The sequence below is a fragment of the Staphylococcus massiliensis genome (assembly GCF_043186315.1).
GTDB lineage: Bacteria > Bacillota > Bacilli > Staphylococcales > Staphylococcaceae > Staphylococcus > Staphylococcus massiliensis.
In genome coordinates, this window is sequence record NZ_CP171119.1 from 640,342 (window position 1) to 657,370 (window position 17,029).

Consider the following 17,029-nt stretch of genomic DNA (forward strand, 5'->3'; position numbering starts at 1 on the left):
AAACTTTAATATTTATAACTATAAAGTTTACATCTTCTGGATAATCTAAAATATATAAATTTATATAAAACCATTAAATTAAATAAATAGATGCGGTAAAATAAACATAATATTTTGGAGGGTTAAATAATGGATAATGAAAGTAAATATGAAGAACAACTAAAAAAACAGCAACAAGAATTTGAAGATTACAAAAAACAACAAAAATCAAAATCCAAAAAGAAATGGTTGTTTGGTTGTGGTGGGTGTTTAGGATTACTTATCATACTAGGTATCTTATTTGGAGCATGCACTAATAGTGTAGTTAATGAAGTAGATAAAAGCGTTAATGAAGAAGGTACTTTAGATAAGGATAAGGACACCAAAGTTAAAAAAGTAGGAGAGACTACAGAAGTAGATGATATTGAATTTACGTTAGATGGAGCTACATATACTGATGAACGTAATGAATTTGCTGAAGTTGAAGCTGACAAAGTACTTAAAGTAGATATGACAATAAAAAATGGTTCTGATGAAGAAATCCCAGTAGGCTCAGATGTCAAAGTGTACGCTGATGGAAAGCAAGTTAAAACTTATCCTATTAATGATTCATTAATAGATTCCCTATCTCCAGGTCGCTCAATTAGTGGTTCAGAAGGTTTCGCTATTAACGGCAACCCTAAAAAGATTGAACTTGAATTTCAACCATTAATGTCATTTTCTAATAAACGTTACGTTTACGAGGTAAATCCTCAATAATTTAATGAGCTAAGACATTTTGTTAATGTTGGGAGGATTTCCTAGATTGCAAAATTGTCTTAGCTTTTCTTATATTATTAGTCCTGAACGGAATCTTTTATCGCCTTTACAAAGCAATGTATAATACTAACTAGATATTAATTAAAAGGAGTGTTAAGCATGAAGAGATTAGAAGGCAAGGTCGCGATCGTATCAGGCGCGGCTACTGGAATAGGGCGTGCTTCGGCTTTTCAAATGGCATCAGAAGGTGCAGAAGTACTCGCATTCGACGTTTCAGAAAAGTTAGACCAAACAGTACAAGACATCAATGATGCAGGATACAAAGCTAAAGGCTATCACTTAGATATTGCTGACGAGAAAGCTATAGAAGACCTCGCAGACAAAATCAAATCTGAATACGGTAAGATTGATGTGCTTTTCAACAATGCGGGCATTGATATTAAGGGTGGTCGCATCCACGAATACGAGGTTGAAACTTTCGACAAGATCTTAAACGTAGACTTACGCGGAACGTTCTTTATGACGAAATTCTTCATCCCACTCATGCTTGAAAATGGCGGTTCAATCGTGAACACAGCGTCATTTTCAGGTGAAGCGGCTGACTTAAATCGTGCCGGTTACAATGCCGCTAAAGCTGGTGTCGTGAACTTAACACGTTCTACTGCGATTGAATATGGACGTGAAAATATCCGTTGCAATGCAATCAATCCAGGAACGATTGAAACACCTCTAGTAGATAATTTAGCTGGTACTAATGATGACAAAGGTGGTCGCGCATTCCGAGATACACAGAAATGGGTAACACCTCTAGGTCGTTTAGGTAAGCCAGAAGAAGTTGGTAAACTTGTCGCATTTCTAGCGTCAGACGATAGTTCATTTATTACAGGTGAAACAATCCGAATTGACGGCGGTGTGATGGCGTACACTTGGCCTGGTGACATGTTGACAGACGACAGTTGGAAAAACTCAATTCAATAAATAAAAAAAGAGGCTATGACGCGAGAGACATGCTTCTTCAGGGGGCTCAATAACCCATCTTGAAGGCACATATCAGACTGTCATAGTCTCTTTTAATGTTTATAATGATGCGTATGCTTATGTCTAAAGAACTTTTCGCCGATTTCGAATAATAAGAAAGCACTGATAAACCACACGATAAAGCCGACAACGATGCTGAGTAACCACATATGCGTTGTCGCAAGCATACCCCACGTCGCAAGCATGCTACATAAGACGCCAATCATTCCAAATATCGCGCCCTTACTTACGTGCATCGCCATAGCGCGACCGTATTGCAGGCCTGCAACATACATCGAAATTAAGAAAACTGCTGGGAACGCTGCGAAGATACCGCCTTATGCTTTGACTGGAATCACTTTCGAAAGTAAATATGTTAGCACGACGGTTAAACCGCCGACTAAAAATTTGATGAGATTTAATTTCATATTCGTAACACCTCTTTATAAATGCGTAACCATAAATATGAGCGTTGCTAAAACGAGCCAACTTGCGATTGTAAAGATGAGTCCCACGTGGTGTCCCCACTTCCTGATGACATAAACTGATAAGAACACACTTAGGATACATGCCACAATTCCGACGATGGCACCCGTACTCATGTGTATGGACATTTGAACGAGTTCTTCACCGTGATGATCTATTGCGAGCGCTACGACAGCTGCTAAGTAAACTGCCGGCATCGTAGCGATGATGCCCCCGAATTTACCGCCAATTTTTCCCGCGAGGTAAGAGGCTAGTAAGACGGCGAGGCCACCGATGACGAAGCGCAAGATAACGCCGATTAATGATATATCTGACATCATATACACCTCTTTAAACCTGTATGTATATGTAAGATACCCGTATACTTTAAATATTATGTGAAGTTTATATATTGATAATTTATATGATTTAATTCATTTATCTTTTTGAAAAGCCCTTGGAATACAATATAGAATGCTTTACGAAATAAATGGTATAGCGAATAAGCGGAACGGATTCTATTAGTCACACAATCGCATTTTGTATTGCACGATTTATTATGTTACTTTGAAAATAAGTCGATATGAATCACACTAACCACCAATCTTTCCCTTTAGTTGTCATAACTAAAGGGGAATTTTGTATGGTTAGGCTTATATAGGTTGACATTTAAGCAAAAGAATCGAGATCAATCAGTCTTGTACCTATATCAAAAAATCGTTCGCTATGAGTAGCCATGACGATTGTAACGCCTTTAGCATTTAAAACTATAAACAATTCTACGATATCTTTCGCATTCTTTTCGTCTAAATTACCCGTAGGTTCGTCTGCGAATATGATAGATGGATTCTTAAGTATCGCTCTTGCAATCGCAACGCGTTGTTGTTCGCCGCCGCTACACGTAAATACTTTCCTGTGTAATAAATCTTGTGAAAGACCAACATCTTGAAGTGCTTGTTTTATTTTTGGTGTATCTTTCTTTGAAATATTTAACGGTAATAGAAGGTTTTCGAAGACAGTCTTATTTTCCAGTAAACCGTAGTTTTGATAAACATAAGCAATGTCTTTTCGCTTCAGTTTTCTAATTTGTGAAGCGGTTTTAATAGGCGAGTCATAATAAGAGACCTGACCTTGAGTAGGTGGTTCTAATAAGCTCATGATATTAAGCAATGTCGATTTCCCTTGACCGCTTTTGCCGCGAAGCACGACAAAGTCGCCCTTATTAATTTTCAAATGAATATTTTTAAATATTTCATGATCTTTAAATGACTTTGAAACATAAGTTAATTCAATCATGGTTATGCCTTTCCTTTCAAAATTTCGTTCTGGTTCTTTTTATTTAAAATGATAAATTCAATCATAATCAGAATTAGTTCTAAGATAAGCATTCCAATAAAGATTAAGAAGCTTAATAATACATACTTACTCAACAAAGTGAAAAGCATAAAAGTATTAAATGCAAGAATAAGTAAGATGGCTTTTGAATGAGTTCTTAAAAAACTGTAACCTAAATTATATTTGAGAAATATCGCATACTTACAATTGGCAAAGTAAAGATGAATCGCAGTTATAATAGAAATCATTAGTGCAGTTAAGGTTAGGCATGCGAGCGCAACATATTTAATCAATTCTCGTTGAGCTGCGTTCACATCGTCAACTTTAGTGTTATACACAGATTCAATCGTTTTAATATCGTCTTTTAAATCAAATTGATTTAACAATGGACTAAGACTGTTAAAAGGATTGTGTCTATGACTTTCGAAAAAGTAGCTCTCTGTAATGTAATGTTGGTAATTACGTATATGCGTATTCCATGTTTCTACAATGGCTATTGGAGCTTTAATTTTATTATCATTTCCGCCAATGTCCTTGTTATAAGTAGGGTATTGTGAGCTGTTTTTCACATAGATTATATTGATTCGCACAGGTGTTTGATCTTTTTTATAATTGTCTTTTAAAGTACGCTTAAATTTAAAATCATCTTTAAAGTTATGAATAATGGTCTTTTCATACTTTTTAAATTTAGAAGGAACTAAGAGATTACGTGTTTTAGAATCATACTTCAATAGGTTTAGAACATCTAGACCATCCTGAGCTATAATATGGTGACGTTTTAAATAATTACGGTCGACGGTGATTGTTTTACCATCTGGCTCTATATCTCTATTCTCAATTTCATTCATCGCATATAGCGGGTCGTTTTCATTTTCACCTGTAAAATTCTCCGTATCAATTAAGAAACCTGGATTATCTTCACTCTTGAAAAGGTCCTCAAGCTTACGATCGCGCATCATTTCTAAATCCTTATCATATGTAACACCATTGTCCTGTACATTAGGTTGATATGTATTTCTGGTGTTGCGCCAACTGTCAAAAGTATCACTTTTAGTTGCTATCTCATGACGATGTGCCATAACAGCATGTACAGATGTAGTGAAAAATATGGCCATCACAATAGTTAAAAGTATATAACTATAAATCACTAAATGGACATTCATTTTGAAATGATTGGTATAAGAGTTTCTATTAAATATAATCAAATTGAAAATAATAATAAGGTAAAAAGAACATAGAGTGACAAATATTGTCGCCATCACGATTAGAAATATGTATATGAAATGTGTATCTTTATAAATGATGAAATAAGCTAAAATCGTGATAATGATTGATAATAAAACATTATATAATAAGCGTGGTTTTTAAATCTCTAAAAGTGTATTTAAGTAAGTCTTTAATTGAATAACCAAGGTCCGATAAAGTTTTGAAATGCGCTTTATTTCTTTGTAAGTAATGACATAAAACAATAACTAAAAGTAAAGTTAACAAACCTAAAAGCGATAATGTATATTGATCTAAAGTTAAATATGAAAGTAAATGTTCACTGTCTTCATTGATTGTGTCACCGACATTTTGATTAATAAGCGCTAAAACTTGTTTCTTATCATTTGTGGTGCCATTTATAAAGTATGTACCGACTGGTGAGAAATGTTGTGTTGATTTCAAATCTTGAACTTCAATATGTAATGTACGATCAAATAGGTGAATATTGTGATTCTGATCTCGTAATTTTAACAATCGTGATTCGTTAGTGTTCAACAATATACGATGATTATTAAGATAAGTTACTTTGGTTAATCCAACGTTATGCTTTTTTGTAACCTCGTTAAAATATATTGTGGCATGTTGGGTATGCTTCAGTTCACGTCCAGGATTGTTGTATACGAACTTATCGTGGTCTTTCATAATTAAGTTGTAAAGGGATGTCTCTTTAGCAATATTGGTGACGACTAAACTCACCATTAAAGTTAGAGAAATAAGTAAAAAAGTGATGATTTTCTTCATAAATGAATACCTTTCATTGAAGGGGCTGGGACATATTACTACAATTCTCTCTAACAGCATGCTTTCCTGGGGCATGGCCGGATCCTGTAGTCTTCTAAAGTCCAACTCGTATTTTTAATACGGTAGTTGGACTTACAAAGAAGCTCAGGCTTCTTTGATCATAATAAAGAGCCCCGGCTTGCATAGCTTGTTAATTTGCTACGCAAATTTCTTTGCCGGGGCCCCGCCCTCTGAGTCAGCTGTTTTGAGAATTGTATGAAATAAAGCTTAAATGCTCTATTTCACGATTTTTGTCCCAGCCCCTTACTTAGTTATAAGTTAATTTAAGTATGGTCATAAAAAGCTTTATTACCGTGTTTTGTTTTTTTAAGTACTGCGCTAGACCATACTCCGATTGCTTTCCAACCACCACTTCTTGTATCACCTTTACCATTGATTACTGAAGCGTGACCTTTATGAGTGTAGTGTTTATATTTAGATTTAACATTTTTGCTTGTAGTTCCGCGAACCCAATAACCGCCTGATTTTTTACCTTGCTGAATTGATTGTATAGACGCCTTATCATCATATGTATTAGAAGATTTTAAACCGTGATAATGATTTACGTTCTCAGATCCACCGTTTAATTTAGATGAATCAGCGTTAGCGTGACCCATTAAGCCTAAGCTGGTTACACCAAGAGTAACAACAGATGCTAAAATAAATTGTTTTTTCATAAAGCTACAACTCCTATAAAATATTTAGTAAATAAAACATTTACCAAATAAAAATTACCATCGTTAAAATTTAAAATCAATATCATTCACAAAACTTAAATAAAATAATATATAAAACTTTTATGAAAAGATAATGCTATCTAAGTAATCTAATGTAGCAACACCAATCCTCATCTTTTATTCCCTCTAAATTATTTCTAATTTTCAATTAAATTACATATTTTTAAATTAAATCTTTATATTAAATTAACCTTTAGATGTTATGCTAGCCTCTCATTAGTCTTTTTAGAGGAGGGAAGTATGTCTATAAAAAGCAACGCGCTTAAACAATATTTAAACATCATGATTGTTATCATATTATCTCTTTTAATAGGAGGCATTCTAAACGGGCTTCATATCATGCTTCCATGGATGTTCGGGCCTATCATCGCCAGCATCATTTGCATTAAAATCTTTAAACTCGATCTCAGCAAATGGCCTAACTGGCTCAGTAACTTAGGGCTCATTATTTTAGGGCTCGAAATTGGCACGACTTTTACCAAAAGGGTTCTAAAAGACATCCAAAACGATTTAATCCTCATCGTACTCGTTTCACTTTTAATTATATTATCAGCTTTCATCATCGCAATAGGCTTCAAACGAATCGGCAAAGTGAATTTTGAAACGGCGATTTTAAGCGTCGTACCTGGTGGCATCAGTCAAATGCTTATGATGGCTGAGGAGAATAAACGTGCGGATATTTTAGTCGTCGGACTTACTCAAACATCTCGTATGTTATTCGTCGTCGTCCTAGTACCGCTATTGTCCTTTTTCTTCAAGGAACCAAGTGGCGAGGCATCCAGTCAACCAGACATCAAACCGCTTACAGAAGTCATCAACCTACCTCAACTTATCATTATAGGCATTGGTATCGCGATCACGTACTACATCATGAAGAAGATCAAATTCCCAACGCGCTATCTACTTGCGCCAATTGTCGTGATGATGGTTTGGAACCTCATTACAGATATCAATTTCACCGTCGATAATTGGTTAATGGCGCTTGCACAAATCTTCTACATGGTGCGTATAGGTAAACAAATTTCAGAATTACTCAATCAACTTCATGGGCGCATCGCCATCGCAATTGCTTTTCAAAATATTACACTCATTCTCGTGTCGGTGGTGCTCGTATTTATCATCAACATCTTCAGCGAACATGGTATCAACCAACTCTTCTTAAGTGCGGCACCAGGTGGCATGACACAAATCGTGATTATCGCAATCGCAACACATGCCGACGTCGCAATGATTTCAAGTTACCACATCTTTAGAATCTTCTTTATCTTATTTATAATCGCACCTTTAATTCATTTATTCGTTAAGAAGGAATAATTTTTAAATCATTTCATGATTATTTATCATTTTGAAAAGCCCTCAAACGCACGTTTTCACAATGTTTAACATCTTTGTTATCTAGGAATTAATTTGATAATATTGAATGTGTTAATAAACATTTTAATGATAAAAGTGCATTCATCAGGGGGAGAGATTTGTGACAGTCTCAAAGAGGATTGGCCAAAACGTGAAGCTTGTTAAACAAGCGGTTGTTCTTTTAAAAAATACGAATCGTATTCGAAAAGGGAATCGATACAAGTTCAGACCGAACAAGAAATTTAGACGTGAAACAGCTTTATCTCACAAGGAGATTGCCTTCTTAGGATCTTCAGTAACCTACGGGGCAGTATCGCGCGGACAGTCATTTGTAGAGTATTTAAGGGAAGAGTACGGCGTGAATACGCATAAGTCCGCGAAGTCTGGGACGACGCTCTCAGGTAACGTTGCGAGTCGATACGGTAAAAGTTATGTGATGCGACTTCGAGATGACTTCAAAGACGTGAAGCATCTTGATGCCTTCGTGTGTCAGTTATCAACGAATGACGGTCGATTTGATAGACATTTAGGGGAAATTATCGAATCGAAACACATTCAAGACTTCGACGTTGAAACGACGATCGGGGCGATTGAGTATATTATCGCGTATATTTATAACAGATGGGATTGTAAGCTCATCTTTTGTACATGCTTACGACAAAGCGACCCTTACTATGAATATTTAATCGAGACGCTTTACCGTCTAAGTGATAAGTGGGGCTTCGACATTATCGATATCAAGCATCATAAACGTGCGAATAAAATGGCGAAGAAAGACAAAACGATGATGGCTGATGATGCGCATCCTACGTTTAAAGGGTATCGCTATATTTACACGCCAATTTTTGTGAAATATCTTTTAAAATACTTTGATCAATAGGGATGGTGGATGTGATGTCAAAGTGGTTTAGGGTGTTAATCATCACTTTAATCATATTAATGATCCCAGCACTACTTGTCCAAAGTTTTGTGCCGGGATCACTTTTAACAATTATAATGGGTATTAAAATCGTGATGTTTGTACTCATCGCGATCCTACTTTTCTATTACATTATGCCTAAAAACGTCTGACATCACGACTTCATTCGAACATATATGAATGAACCAACCGCTAGTAAAATGATTAGTACGAAAATGATTAGCGAAATCGTAACTTTTATAGATTCGTTCGGGTTTAGAAGTAAATTAACAAAATTTATTATAGTTAAAACTAACAATATGTTTATAACGCTCTTATATAGTGTTTCATTATCCAAGATTTATACCTCCAAGTAACGTTTTTCAGTATCTTTCAAATCATGATAAACCTTATTGAGCGTCGGTGTCGAAACTTCGTTAATATGAGCGACGCGACGCACGTAACCATGTATGACCTCTAGCTCTAGAGGTCTTTTATTTATGATGTCATAGTACATGCTTGTGCCCATTTCATCTGGGTACCCCTCGTAAATCCGCATGATTTTAGTCATGATAGTGTCTTCAAAGTCGATTCCTTGCGCCACTGCAACATTGAATCCTTCTTGAATCAAAGCTTTCGTCATGTGATATGCTTCCTTGTTCTTAAGCACGGAAGCGGGTTCCGCGTAGTACGCCGTAACAGAGTTAATGCCAATATTAACGAGTAGCTTATACCACTGTTTACGCGCTACATCATCACTTAAATGAACGTTAAGCGCACTGTGTTGCAACGTGGCTTTTAAATGGGAAGTGGTCTTCGTGTTCTGAACATGAATATCGTAATCCCTATAGTGCGTGATGTGATCACCTGATTTCTGACCACTAATATAAATCACGGCATGGTACGCGTTGTACGAGCTGAGATGCTTAAGCTGCCCCATACCATTCTGGCACAGAACGACGCACGTATCCTGATGACAGAGCCGTGGCAAATCGTCGAGCACGCTTTGAAGTTGCGGCGCCTTAACAGCGATAAATATAACATCAACGTGTTCCGTAGCTTGATTCAATGCCTTCACACGTAGCCTCGTTTCTTCCCCACTTGAAAAGTCCTCTAAGATCACGTTCTTGTCTTCGCGACCATAAAGCGTCAAGTCTAGCCCTGAATCTTGTATTGCTTTCGCAATCGTTGTACCCACTGCACCAGGTCCAATCACTGCAAACGTTTTCATATGAGATAATCACCTTTCAGTGTTAAAATGATAATTAAATTATAAATTAATTACGAATATAAAGATAGGGGATTCAATTGAAGTTTCTAAAAGATTTTTATCGATTTAAAAATGATTTCGAAAAAATATCAATGTTAACGGCGTACGATTATCCGAGTGCGAAACAAGCAGAAGCAGCAGGTATTGATATTGTGCTAGTAGGGGATTCGCTTGGCATGACGGTTTTAGGGTATGACGACACAGTCTCTGTAACTTTAGACGACATGATACATCATGGTAAAGCAGTGAGACGTGGCGCGCCAGATACATTTATGGTTGTAGACATGCCATTTGGCGCAGTAGCGCGAGATACAAACGTAGCTATCGAACGTGCGGTCAAACTGTATCAAGCGACACATGCTAATGCGCTTAAAGTTGAAGGTGCACACACAAGTGACTTTATCAAAGGGTGTCAGGAAATCGGCATACCAATTGTCGGTCACTTAGGTTTGACGCCGCAAAGTGTAGGACTTACAGGTTTTAAAGTTCAAGGTCAGTCTGAGGCGACAAGACGTAAATTAATTGATGAGGCGAAGCGCATGGAAGATGATGGTGCAGTTATGTTAGTGCTTGAAGCGGTACCTCAAGATGTTGCGGCTTTTATAACCGAGCAATTGCGTATTCCTGTGATTGGGATTGGCGCTGGGCCGGATACGGATGGACAAGTGTTGGTGTATCACGATGTCTTAAATTATGGTGTTGATTTCAAGCCGAAGTTCGTGAAACGCTATGGTGACTTTTCAAACGGCGTCGAGGCACTGCGTCAGTATCACGAAGACGTGAAGCATAAAGCATTTCCAGAGCCTCAGCATTCATTTAAGGCGCGTATGGAAGAAGGGGAGCGTGAACGTTATGACAACATGTATTAAATCAGTTAAGGAGATGCAAGCGTTAATGCTTGAAAAGCGTAGCCAAGGTCTTACGATTGGTTTCACACCAACAATGGGTGCGCTTCACGATGGTCATTTAACAATGATGCGTATGGCACATAAGGAAAATGACCTCAGTGTCGCAAGCGTGTTCGTGAATCCATTACAATTTGGGCCGAATGAGGATTTCGAGTCATATCCGAGAGATATTGAAGCGGATTTAGAACAAGCAGCCTCTGCAGGTGTGGACTATGTCTTTTATCCATCTGTTTCAGACATGTATCCAAGCGAACGCGAAATGCTAATTTCGATTAAATCGATGTCATCTGTGTTAGAGGGACGTCTGAGACCCGGGCATTTCGAAGGGGTGGTCACGGTCGTCAATAAATTATTTAATATCGTGAACCCTACGCGAGCGTATTTCGGTAAGAAAGATGCCCAGCAATTAGCTATCGTTGAAAAGATGGTTCAGGAGTTCAATCATCCTGTCGAGATTCGCGGCGTGGATATTATTCGTGAGTCAGATGGTCTAGCGAAGAGCTCGCGTAACGTCTATTTGACGGCAGAAGAACGACAGGAAGCGCCACATCTCCATCAATCGTTATTAAAAGCGAAGGCTGAGATTGAAGCGGGTGAAACGCGTGCGGACGTAATTATTGACTACATTACGACGTATTTAGAAGAACATGTTTCAGGCGATGTTGTTGAAGTTGAGATTTATCGTTATCCCGAGCTTGAGAAGGTTGAGCACATTGAGGATCGTGTATTTATCTCGCTAGCTGTTAAGTTTAGTAAAGCTCGTTTAATCGACAATATCATTATCTAACCCATGAAAAAAGCACTTTAATTTCCTTAATAGCATGCTTTCCTGGGGCGTGGCTGGAGCCTGTAGTCTCCAGACTCACGCTACTCCCCTAGAGTCCGCTATTAGAAAATTAAAGCATTGGTATTTTTTAAACGAAGTATTAACGTATGATTAAGAGTTAAATACCTTTAAAACTTGCTACAATCTAATATATTTTGAATTAAAAAAGCCCGTAAGTGCGGTTGAACACTTACGGGCGTTATTTGTATTAGTAAGACTCTGGGCGGTCTTCACGATTAAGTAATAAGTTAAAGCGAAGTACACGTGCAATCGTGTTCGCGATAATTAAGCCTAATGCGATAGCGCCAGCAATTAACATACCATGAATAAATGTATTAATCGCTTGTGCGAAATCAAGTGAGAATAGCTTCTCAGTGGCTTTTGACAAAATGGCACCTGGAACGAGCGGAATGATGCCTGTAACTAAGAAGTTGATAACCGGTGTTTTGTAAAAGCGTACGAGAATTTGACTGATAATGCCTAAAGTCAGGCCAGCTACGAATTTAGCGTACATTGGATCCCAGTGGAAATAAGTGTCTAGAATATATGACACAAGGAAACCACAACATCCTGCTAAGCCAGACGGTATGGCAAGTCTTTTTGGCGCATTGAAAATGAAAATAAATGATAATGACGCGATGAAACTTAAGACAATGACAATTAGGATTGACATGAGTTTCCCTCCTTTAATTTAAGAATAATGGGATCGCAATGCCTGAACCGATTGCGAAACTGATAACGAGTGCTTGAAGTGCTTTTGCTGTAAACATAATCATATGACTACCAAGCAAGTCTTGAATAGCTGTTGTGATTAAGACACCCGGCACAATCGGCATGATACCTGCGATAAGCACCGGCATGATATCGGTTCCTGGCGTCAGTTTATGACCAAGGTACGTGATGATACCGACTGCAGCTGCACCTAAAAAGTCCGGAATGAATAGAATTAAGAAATGTTTCTTAATACTCTCAGTAACAATGAAACCGATTGTACCAGCGACGACAGCTGTGATAACGTCAGCCCATGTACCGCCTTGTAAGAATAAGAAGCAGAATGAGATGACTGCCGCAAAGAAGATTGCCGTCGAGAACTTATAAGGAATGTTATTCTTCTCTATACGTTTAAGTTCTCTGTGGGCTTCCTCGAGCGATAATGTATGGTGACAAATTTTACGCGAAATCGCATTAACTTGGTGAATCTTCGTAAGATCGGTACCGTTAGCGTCGATTCTTAGGATACGTGAGTCGCGACCGTGTTCAAGTGAGAAGTTAATCATGTTACTCACGACGTAGCCTTGACTTTGGTGATAGCCCATCGCGCGAGATATGTAGAACATCGTTTCCTCAACACGCGTCGTCTCAGCTCCTGAATCAAGTAAGATTCGACTTGCCTTCAAGATGACATCTATCACAAGCTCAGGATCTGGATGTCGTTTGTGTTGTTGCATATGCGCCCTCCTTTTAAAAAAGACCACTTAAAATGTTTTTAAAACATAAGAAATGGAAATTGTCTTAAATTTGATACATTTATGGGGTTTAGGGAATAGGGACAGTTGAGGTTCGGTAGCTAGTCGGTTGCAGGTCGTCCGTTTGGTGAGCGTTTTAAGGACTGATGTGGTACGTCTGGCGTTTGAAACTTGATGGCGAAAACCTAATCAAGTCTCAAGGCTGTTGAAACTTGATGGCGAAACCGTAATCAAGTCTCAGGGCGTTTGAAACTTGATGAGCGATCCTTAATCAAGTCTCAAGGCTGTTGAAACTTGATGGCGAGAACCTAATCAAGTTTCAACCAACCGGGCCCACCCGACATTACCCTATCCCTTACCGCCAGCCCACTTCCAATAAAGAAACGGAACGCCACCAAGCGTTCCGCTCCTTATTTAACATTATTTTTGAATAGTAACTTCATCCATTGGTTCACCTAAAGGTTGGTCGCCTTCAGGAACAAAGTATGACTTCACTTTTAAAGCTTGATCGTCGATGTCAACGCGCGTGAACGACGGCTTCTCGCTTTGATCGCGCTTAGCTAAGTAATCGTGATTGTCGACTAAATCATAGAACTTACTGCCGCTCGCAGAATTCATCGTGATGTAAATCGGTCCTTCAGGATCTTGATAATTCGACGGTGCGTCACCGTTTTCATCCCACTTCACATCAGGGTTAGTACCATTCATCACGTGGCTACGCGCATACGAATGATCATGGCCGTTCAGTACTAAATCCATGCCATATTTATTCATCATCGGTGCTAAATGTTGGCGGCGGTCTTTCGTCGCTAGCGTGTTCGAATGCTTTCCTGCTGAGAATGGACCGCGATGATAAACGGCAACTTTCCATTTAATATCTTGGTCTTTGGTTGCTTCAAGTGCTTTCTGAATCGTTGCTTCATGTTCGCGATAATTTGTGCTTTCAACATTTAAATTAATGAAAAGTGTATGATTTTGCACAAAGAAATAATTTGAACCTGCAGGTGTTTGACCATGTTCAAGTTTATTCGACACTTTGAAATGCTCAGAATACGTACGGTTTAAAGCATCATGGTTACCAACAGTTGGTGCAAGCGCATATTTTTCCATGTCCTTTTGCTCAATGAAACCAGCATAAGCATCCTCGTCGTCCGGCCAATTCACCTGGTCGCCAAGACTCAGTAGAAAGTTCGGCGAGTCATTTAATTTAGGCATTTGGCTCAACGTATGTTGCCATCCTTGAATGTCAGAACCAAGGTCTCCAGAGGCACCGAGCTGCGGGTCAGCCACTGCAATGAAACTCGTATTCCCATCATCATGCGTTTCAAAGTGACGGACCTCCGACTTCTCACCGTTCTCGCCATTATAATAACGATACATGTACGTCGTGTTCTGCTTAAGGTCAGGCATCGTCACCTGCGTATAATTCGGACCAGCGTTGCTGCCTTGGTGGGTTTCACCTTTAATCGTCTTCCCTTGTGAAAAGTCCTTTGCGTCATTCGACTCTGCTATTTGAATATAACCTTGTGCATCACTTTGATGGTACCAAGTAAAATTGCGTTCGCTTTTGTCTTTACCTACTGTAAGTTGCGGATACTGATGATCATTGGCTTTTGCGAAAGGGGTTATGATTGTAAGAACAAGACCAAGCATCATGAGTACCGCTAAACTTAATCTCACTTTCTTCATAAACGTCGCTCCTCTATGTAGATTATCAAGTCATTTAAACGTTGACTAAGGTTAACGTAGCACATAAAAGTTGAGGGCGTATTAATTTCTAATGATTTATGTTTAAAAATCTAAAAGATATTTAGTGTAATAGTCGCAAAAATAATTGATAACAATTCTCAATTATCGTATATTTAAAGTGTAATATAAAATGACACCGAGGTGAGACATCTATGTATATGGCGGAGAATCGCTTACAATTAGACAAAGGCAGTGCGGATGGTATTATTAAACGCTTTGAAAAGCGACAAGGCATAGAAACAGTTGAAGGATTTAAAGGAATGTTTGTGACGAAAACGTTAGAACTCGATTCGCATGATGAAGTTAAGATTTTAACGATTTGGGAATGCGAAGCTTGCTTTAAAAATTGGCTTAAGTCAGATGTTTTTAAAGCGGCACATAAAAATGTGAGACATCAGAGTGAGGATAGTAAGAGTCCGATTATTAAAAACAGCGTGCACGGTTATGAAATCGGTTATCATTATATGAAGGAATCCTTGACATAAAAAAGGGGTTAAAGGTGTGAATCTTAGTAAAGAAATATACCTTTAACCCGATTTTTATTTATATGCAGTTATTTCTTTTCATTGTAAATGACAGTTACCACGTAATAAACGCTACCATCGAAAGCTGAACTGTTTGTTTGGATTTCGATTGGTTCTACGTGATCTTGTGCAGTAAAGGCATTAACCTCTTCGTCTAGTAAATTTGGACTACGAGAAATGTCGCCTTTGAATGTTTCAATAAACATGTAATTGTAACCCCCTTGGATTTAAGTAAGAAATCTAAATGCTCTTACCTTATACATATAACCGATTTTACTTACTTTATGCTTAAATATTTTTGACAATTATCAAAATTCTGAGTGTTTAAGCGCTTACAGTTAACTGCTTTTTGATTCTAATCTTAATAAAAATTAAATATTTATTCTATTCAATTGGAAAATTTAATGTGATAAAATAACTTTAATTAATTTGCTTTTAAAAAAAGAAAGTGATTATAAGCATCAAGATGGATTAGGAAGGTTGACTGTCATGAAGAAACGCGTTTTAGTATCTTCAGATATTCATGGATATGGTGAGAAATTGTTAACGCTGTTAGAAGAGGCGAAGTATAACCCGAAGAAAGATAAGCTCGTGCTCGTTGGTGACTATGTGAACAATGGTAAGGATTCGTTTGGGACTTTGAAAATTGTGAAGCGTTTAAAGAAAAAGGGTGCCGTGGCACTACTTGGTAACCACGAAATTAAGTGGATGAAATCTAAAGATAAAAAGAAGGCGGCTTGGCACACGTTCTTATGTTCGTTGCCAACAATGGAGAAAATTGGGCCGTACTTGTTTGTGCATGCGGGTATTAATAAGGATAAATCTTTGAAAAAACAGTCGCCGCTTGAGGTGACAGGTTATAAGAAAAAGAATATTGATACATATTATAAAGGTTCGCTATTTATGATTCACGGCCATGTTCCTACGTATCATTACGGGTGTGATAAAGGGGACGTTCATGTGACGAAGCATTCCCTTGCTTTAGATACAGGCGCTGGGAAAGGTCATTATTTATCGTTGGTGGATTTGACGAATAAGAAACAGTATACCGTACCTGTGTCGAAGAAGAACAAAGTTAAAGCGACTTCAATTCAAATTCCGACGCCAGCAAAGTAAAATAAATTGATTTCGAGTTCGAGCATTTTTCAAGTCGATTGGTGCTCACCTGAAACAGTGTTGTGACGCTATTTTAAATAGAAGAAAGTAGGAATTTTGTGTGCGGTTAGGCCCCTCCTTTTAAAAGAAAAGTACGTGAATTTGTAAATAAATGTATACATTTATCAATTTAGGGTGTATAGTTGAAATCAGTAATAAAAGCTCATGTTTTTAATCGTAGTGTATTTTTAGAATATCCTCTTTTTTATATTATGAATTTATTACAAATATTCGTGCAAAAGCACATGGAGGTATTCTATATGAATAACGGTACAGTAAAATGGTTTAACGCAGACAAAGGTTTTGGCTTCATCGAAAAAGATAATGGTGGCGACATCTTCGTTCACTTCTCAGGTATTGCCGGTGAAGGTTACAAAACTCTAGAAGAAGGTCAAGCCGTGGCATTCGAAATTACAGAAGGCCAACGCGGTGACCAAGCTACTAATGTAGTCGCTAACTAAATCAACAATACGTCATTATTTATATAAATTATAGTGAAGCGGGTTTCTGACCTTGCTTCACTTTTTTATTTTTGAAAATGG

19 protein-coding genes and 1 pseudogene are annotated in these 17,029 nt (G+C 37.8%); 9 read left to right on the forward strand and 11 right to left on the reverse strand.

All coding sequences use genetic code 11. The features are described 5' to 3' along the window. Window positions 1-129 precede the first annotated feature (129 nt). Together ACF3N8_RS03010 and ACF3N8_RS03015 are read left to right on the forward strand one after the other, a co-directional pair. On the forward strand, window positions 130-738 hold the full coding sequence (locus ACF3N8_RS03010) for a DUF4352 domain-containing protein (RefSeq protein ID WP_017176698.1): 609 nt from the start codon (window positions 130-132) through the stop codon (window positions 736-738). 159 nt (window positions 739-897) lie between these two features. Continuing rightward, window positions 898-1,716, forward strand: a complete 819-nt coding sequence (locus ACF3N8_RS03015) for an SDR family oxidoreductase (protein WP_009382319.1) — start codon at window positions 898-900, stop codon at window positions 1,714-1,716. A 92-nt stretch (window positions 1,717-1,808) separates the two neighbouring features. Here ACF3N8_RS03015 and ACF3N8_RS03020 read toward each other — a convergent pair. From ACF3N8_RS03020 to ACF3N8_RS03045, 6 genes and pseudogenes are all read right to left on the reverse strand, one after another. Beyond that, window positions 1,809-2,183, reverse strand: a pseudogene (locus ACF3N8_RS03020) (DUF3147 family protein). A gap of 15 nt (window positions 2,184-2,198) precedes the next feature. Continuing rightward, window positions 2,199-2,558 (reverse strand): DUF3147 family protein, encoded by a 360-nt coding sequence (locus ACF3N8_RS03025; RefSeq protein ID WP_009382317.1) that lies wholly within the window; start codon window positions 2,556-2,558, stop codon window positions 2,199-2,201. 331 nt (window positions 2,559-2,889) lie between these two features. Beyond that, the gene (locus tag ACF3N8_RS03030; protein ID WP_009382316.1) at window positions 2,890-3,516 is read right to left on the reverse strand and encodes an ABC transporter ATP-binding protein; all 627 of its coding nucleotides are present in this window, start codon (window positions 3,514-3,516) and stop codon (window positions 2,890-2,892) included. A 2-nt stretch (window positions 3,517-3,518) separates the two neighbouring features. Beyond that, window positions 3,519-4,634, reverse strand: coding sequence for a hypothetical protein (locus tag ACF3N8_RS03035; protein WP_142382119.1), 1,116 nt, complete (start codon window positions 4,632-4,634; stop codon window positions 3,519-3,521). A 265-nt stretch (window positions 4,635-4,899) separates the two neighbouring features. After that, a complete protein-coding gene (locus ACF3N8_RS03040) occupies window positions 4,900-5,562 on the reverse strand; it encodes a hypothetical protein (RefSeq protein ID WP_009382314.1) in 663 nt (220 codons plus the stop codon). A 323-nt stretch (window positions 5,563-5,885) separates the two neighbouring features. Then, window positions 5,886-6,278 (reverse strand): lactococcin 972 family bacteriocin, encoded by a 393-nt coding sequence (locus ACF3N8_RS03045; protein WP_017176693.1) that lies wholly within the window; start codon window positions 6,276-6,278, stop codon window positions 5,886-5,888. A gap of 300 nt (window positions 6,279-6,578) precedes the next feature. Here ACF3N8_RS03045 and ACF3N8_RS03050 point away from each other — a divergent pair, with 300 nt between their 5' ends. Then, window positions 6,579-7,652: an AbrB family transcriptional regulator gene (locus ACF3N8_RS03050; protein WP_238094035.1), complete on the forward strand. Its 1,074-nt coding sequence runs from the start codon at window positions 6,579-6,581 to the stop codon at window positions 7,650-7,652. Between the two features lie 160 nt (window positions 7,653-7,812). After that, entirely contained in the window at window positions 7,813-8,571 is a 759-nt protein-coding gene (locus ACF3N8_RS03055; RefSeq protein ID WP_009382309.1) for an SGNH/GDSL hydrolase family protein, read from the forward strand. A 379-nt stretch (window positions 8,572-8,950) separates the two neighbouring features. On the opposite strand, the gene ACF3N8_RS03060 is transcribed toward ACF3N8_RS03055, so the two are convergent. Continuing rightward, window positions 8,951-9,820, reverse strand: coding sequence for an oxidoreductase (locus ACF3N8_RS03060; protein ID WP_009382307.1), 870 nt, complete (start codon window positions 9,818-9,820; stop codon window positions 8,951-8,953). A gap of 77 nt (window positions 9,821-9,897) precedes the next feature. Here ACF3N8_RS03060 and panB point away from each other — a divergent pair, with 77 nt between their 5' ends. Together panB and panC are read left to right on the forward strand one after the other, a co-directional pair. Continuing rightward, a complete protein-coding gene (gene panB / locus ACF3N8_RS03065; RefSeq protein ID WP_017176690.1) occupies window positions 9,898-10,728 on the forward strand; it encodes a 3-methyl-2-oxobutanoate hydroxymethyltransferase in 831 nt (276 codons plus the stop codon). After that, complete coding sequence (gene panC, locus ACF3N8_RS03070; protein ID WP_009382305.1) at window positions 10,712-11,554, forward strand: pantoate--beta-alanine ligase; 843 nt, start codon at window positions 10,712-10,714, stop codon at window positions 11,552-11,554. Before panB ends, panC begins: the two co-directional genes overlap by 17 nt. A 247-nt stretch (window positions 11,555-11,801) precedes the next feature. On the opposite strand, the gene ACF3N8_RS03075 is transcribed toward panC, so the two are convergent. From ACF3N8_RS03075 to ACF3N8_RS03085, 3 genes are all read right to left on the reverse strand, one after another. After that, entirely contained in the window at window positions 11,802-12,266 is a 465-nt protein-coding gene (locus tag ACF3N8_RS03075; RefSeq protein WP_392450230.1) for a threonine/serine exporter family protein, read from the reverse strand. Between the two features lie 13 nt (window positions 12,267-12,279). Then, on the reverse strand, window positions 12,280-13,041 hold the full coding sequence (locus ACF3N8_RS03080) for a threonine/serine exporter family protein (RefSeq protein ID WP_009382303.1): 762 nt from the start codon (window positions 13,039-13,041) through the stop codon (window positions 12,280-12,282). 438 nt (window positions 13,042-13,479) lie between these two features. Then, on the reverse strand, window positions 13,480-14,748 hold the full coding sequence (locus tag ACF3N8_RS03085) for a metallophosphoesterase (RefSeq protein ID WP_392450232.1): 1,269 nt from the start codon (window positions 14,746-14,748) through the stop codon (window positions 13,480-13,482). 212 nt (window positions 14,749-14,960) lie between these two features. On the opposite strand from ACF3N8_RS03085, the gene ACF3N8_RS03090 reads away from it, so the two are divergent. Beyond that, window positions 14,961-15,293, forward strand: coding sequence for an antibiotic biosynthesis monooxygenase (locus ACF3N8_RS03090; protein ID WP_009382300.1), 333 nt, complete (start codon window positions 14,961-14,963; stop codon window positions 15,291-15,293). Between the two features lie 68 nt (window positions 15,294-15,361). On the opposite strand, the gene ACF3N8_RS03095 is transcribed toward ACF3N8_RS03090, so the two are convergent. Then, complete coding sequence (locus tag ACF3N8_RS03095; protein ID WP_238094037.1) at window positions 15,362-15,538, reverse strand: hypothetical protein; 177 nt, start codon at window positions 15,536-15,538, stop codon at window positions 15,362-15,364. A 283-nt stretch (window positions 15,539-15,821) separates the two neighbouring features. Between ACF3N8_RS03095 and ACF3N8_RS03100 the strand changes: the two genes are divergently transcribed. After that, window positions 15,822-16,448 (forward strand): metallophosphoesterase, encoded by a 627-nt coding sequence (locus ACF3N8_RS03100; RefSeq protein WP_238094038.1) that lies wholly within the window; start codon window positions 15,822-15,824, stop codon window positions 16,446-16,448. Window positions 16,449-16,747: 299 nt separating this feature from the next. Further along, complete coding sequence (locus ACF3N8_RS03105; RefSeq protein WP_009382298.1) at window positions 16,748-16,948, forward strand: cold-shock protein; 201 nt, start codon at window positions 16,748-16,750, stop codon at window positions 16,946-16,948. Window positions 16,949-17,029: the final 81 nt, after the last annotated feature.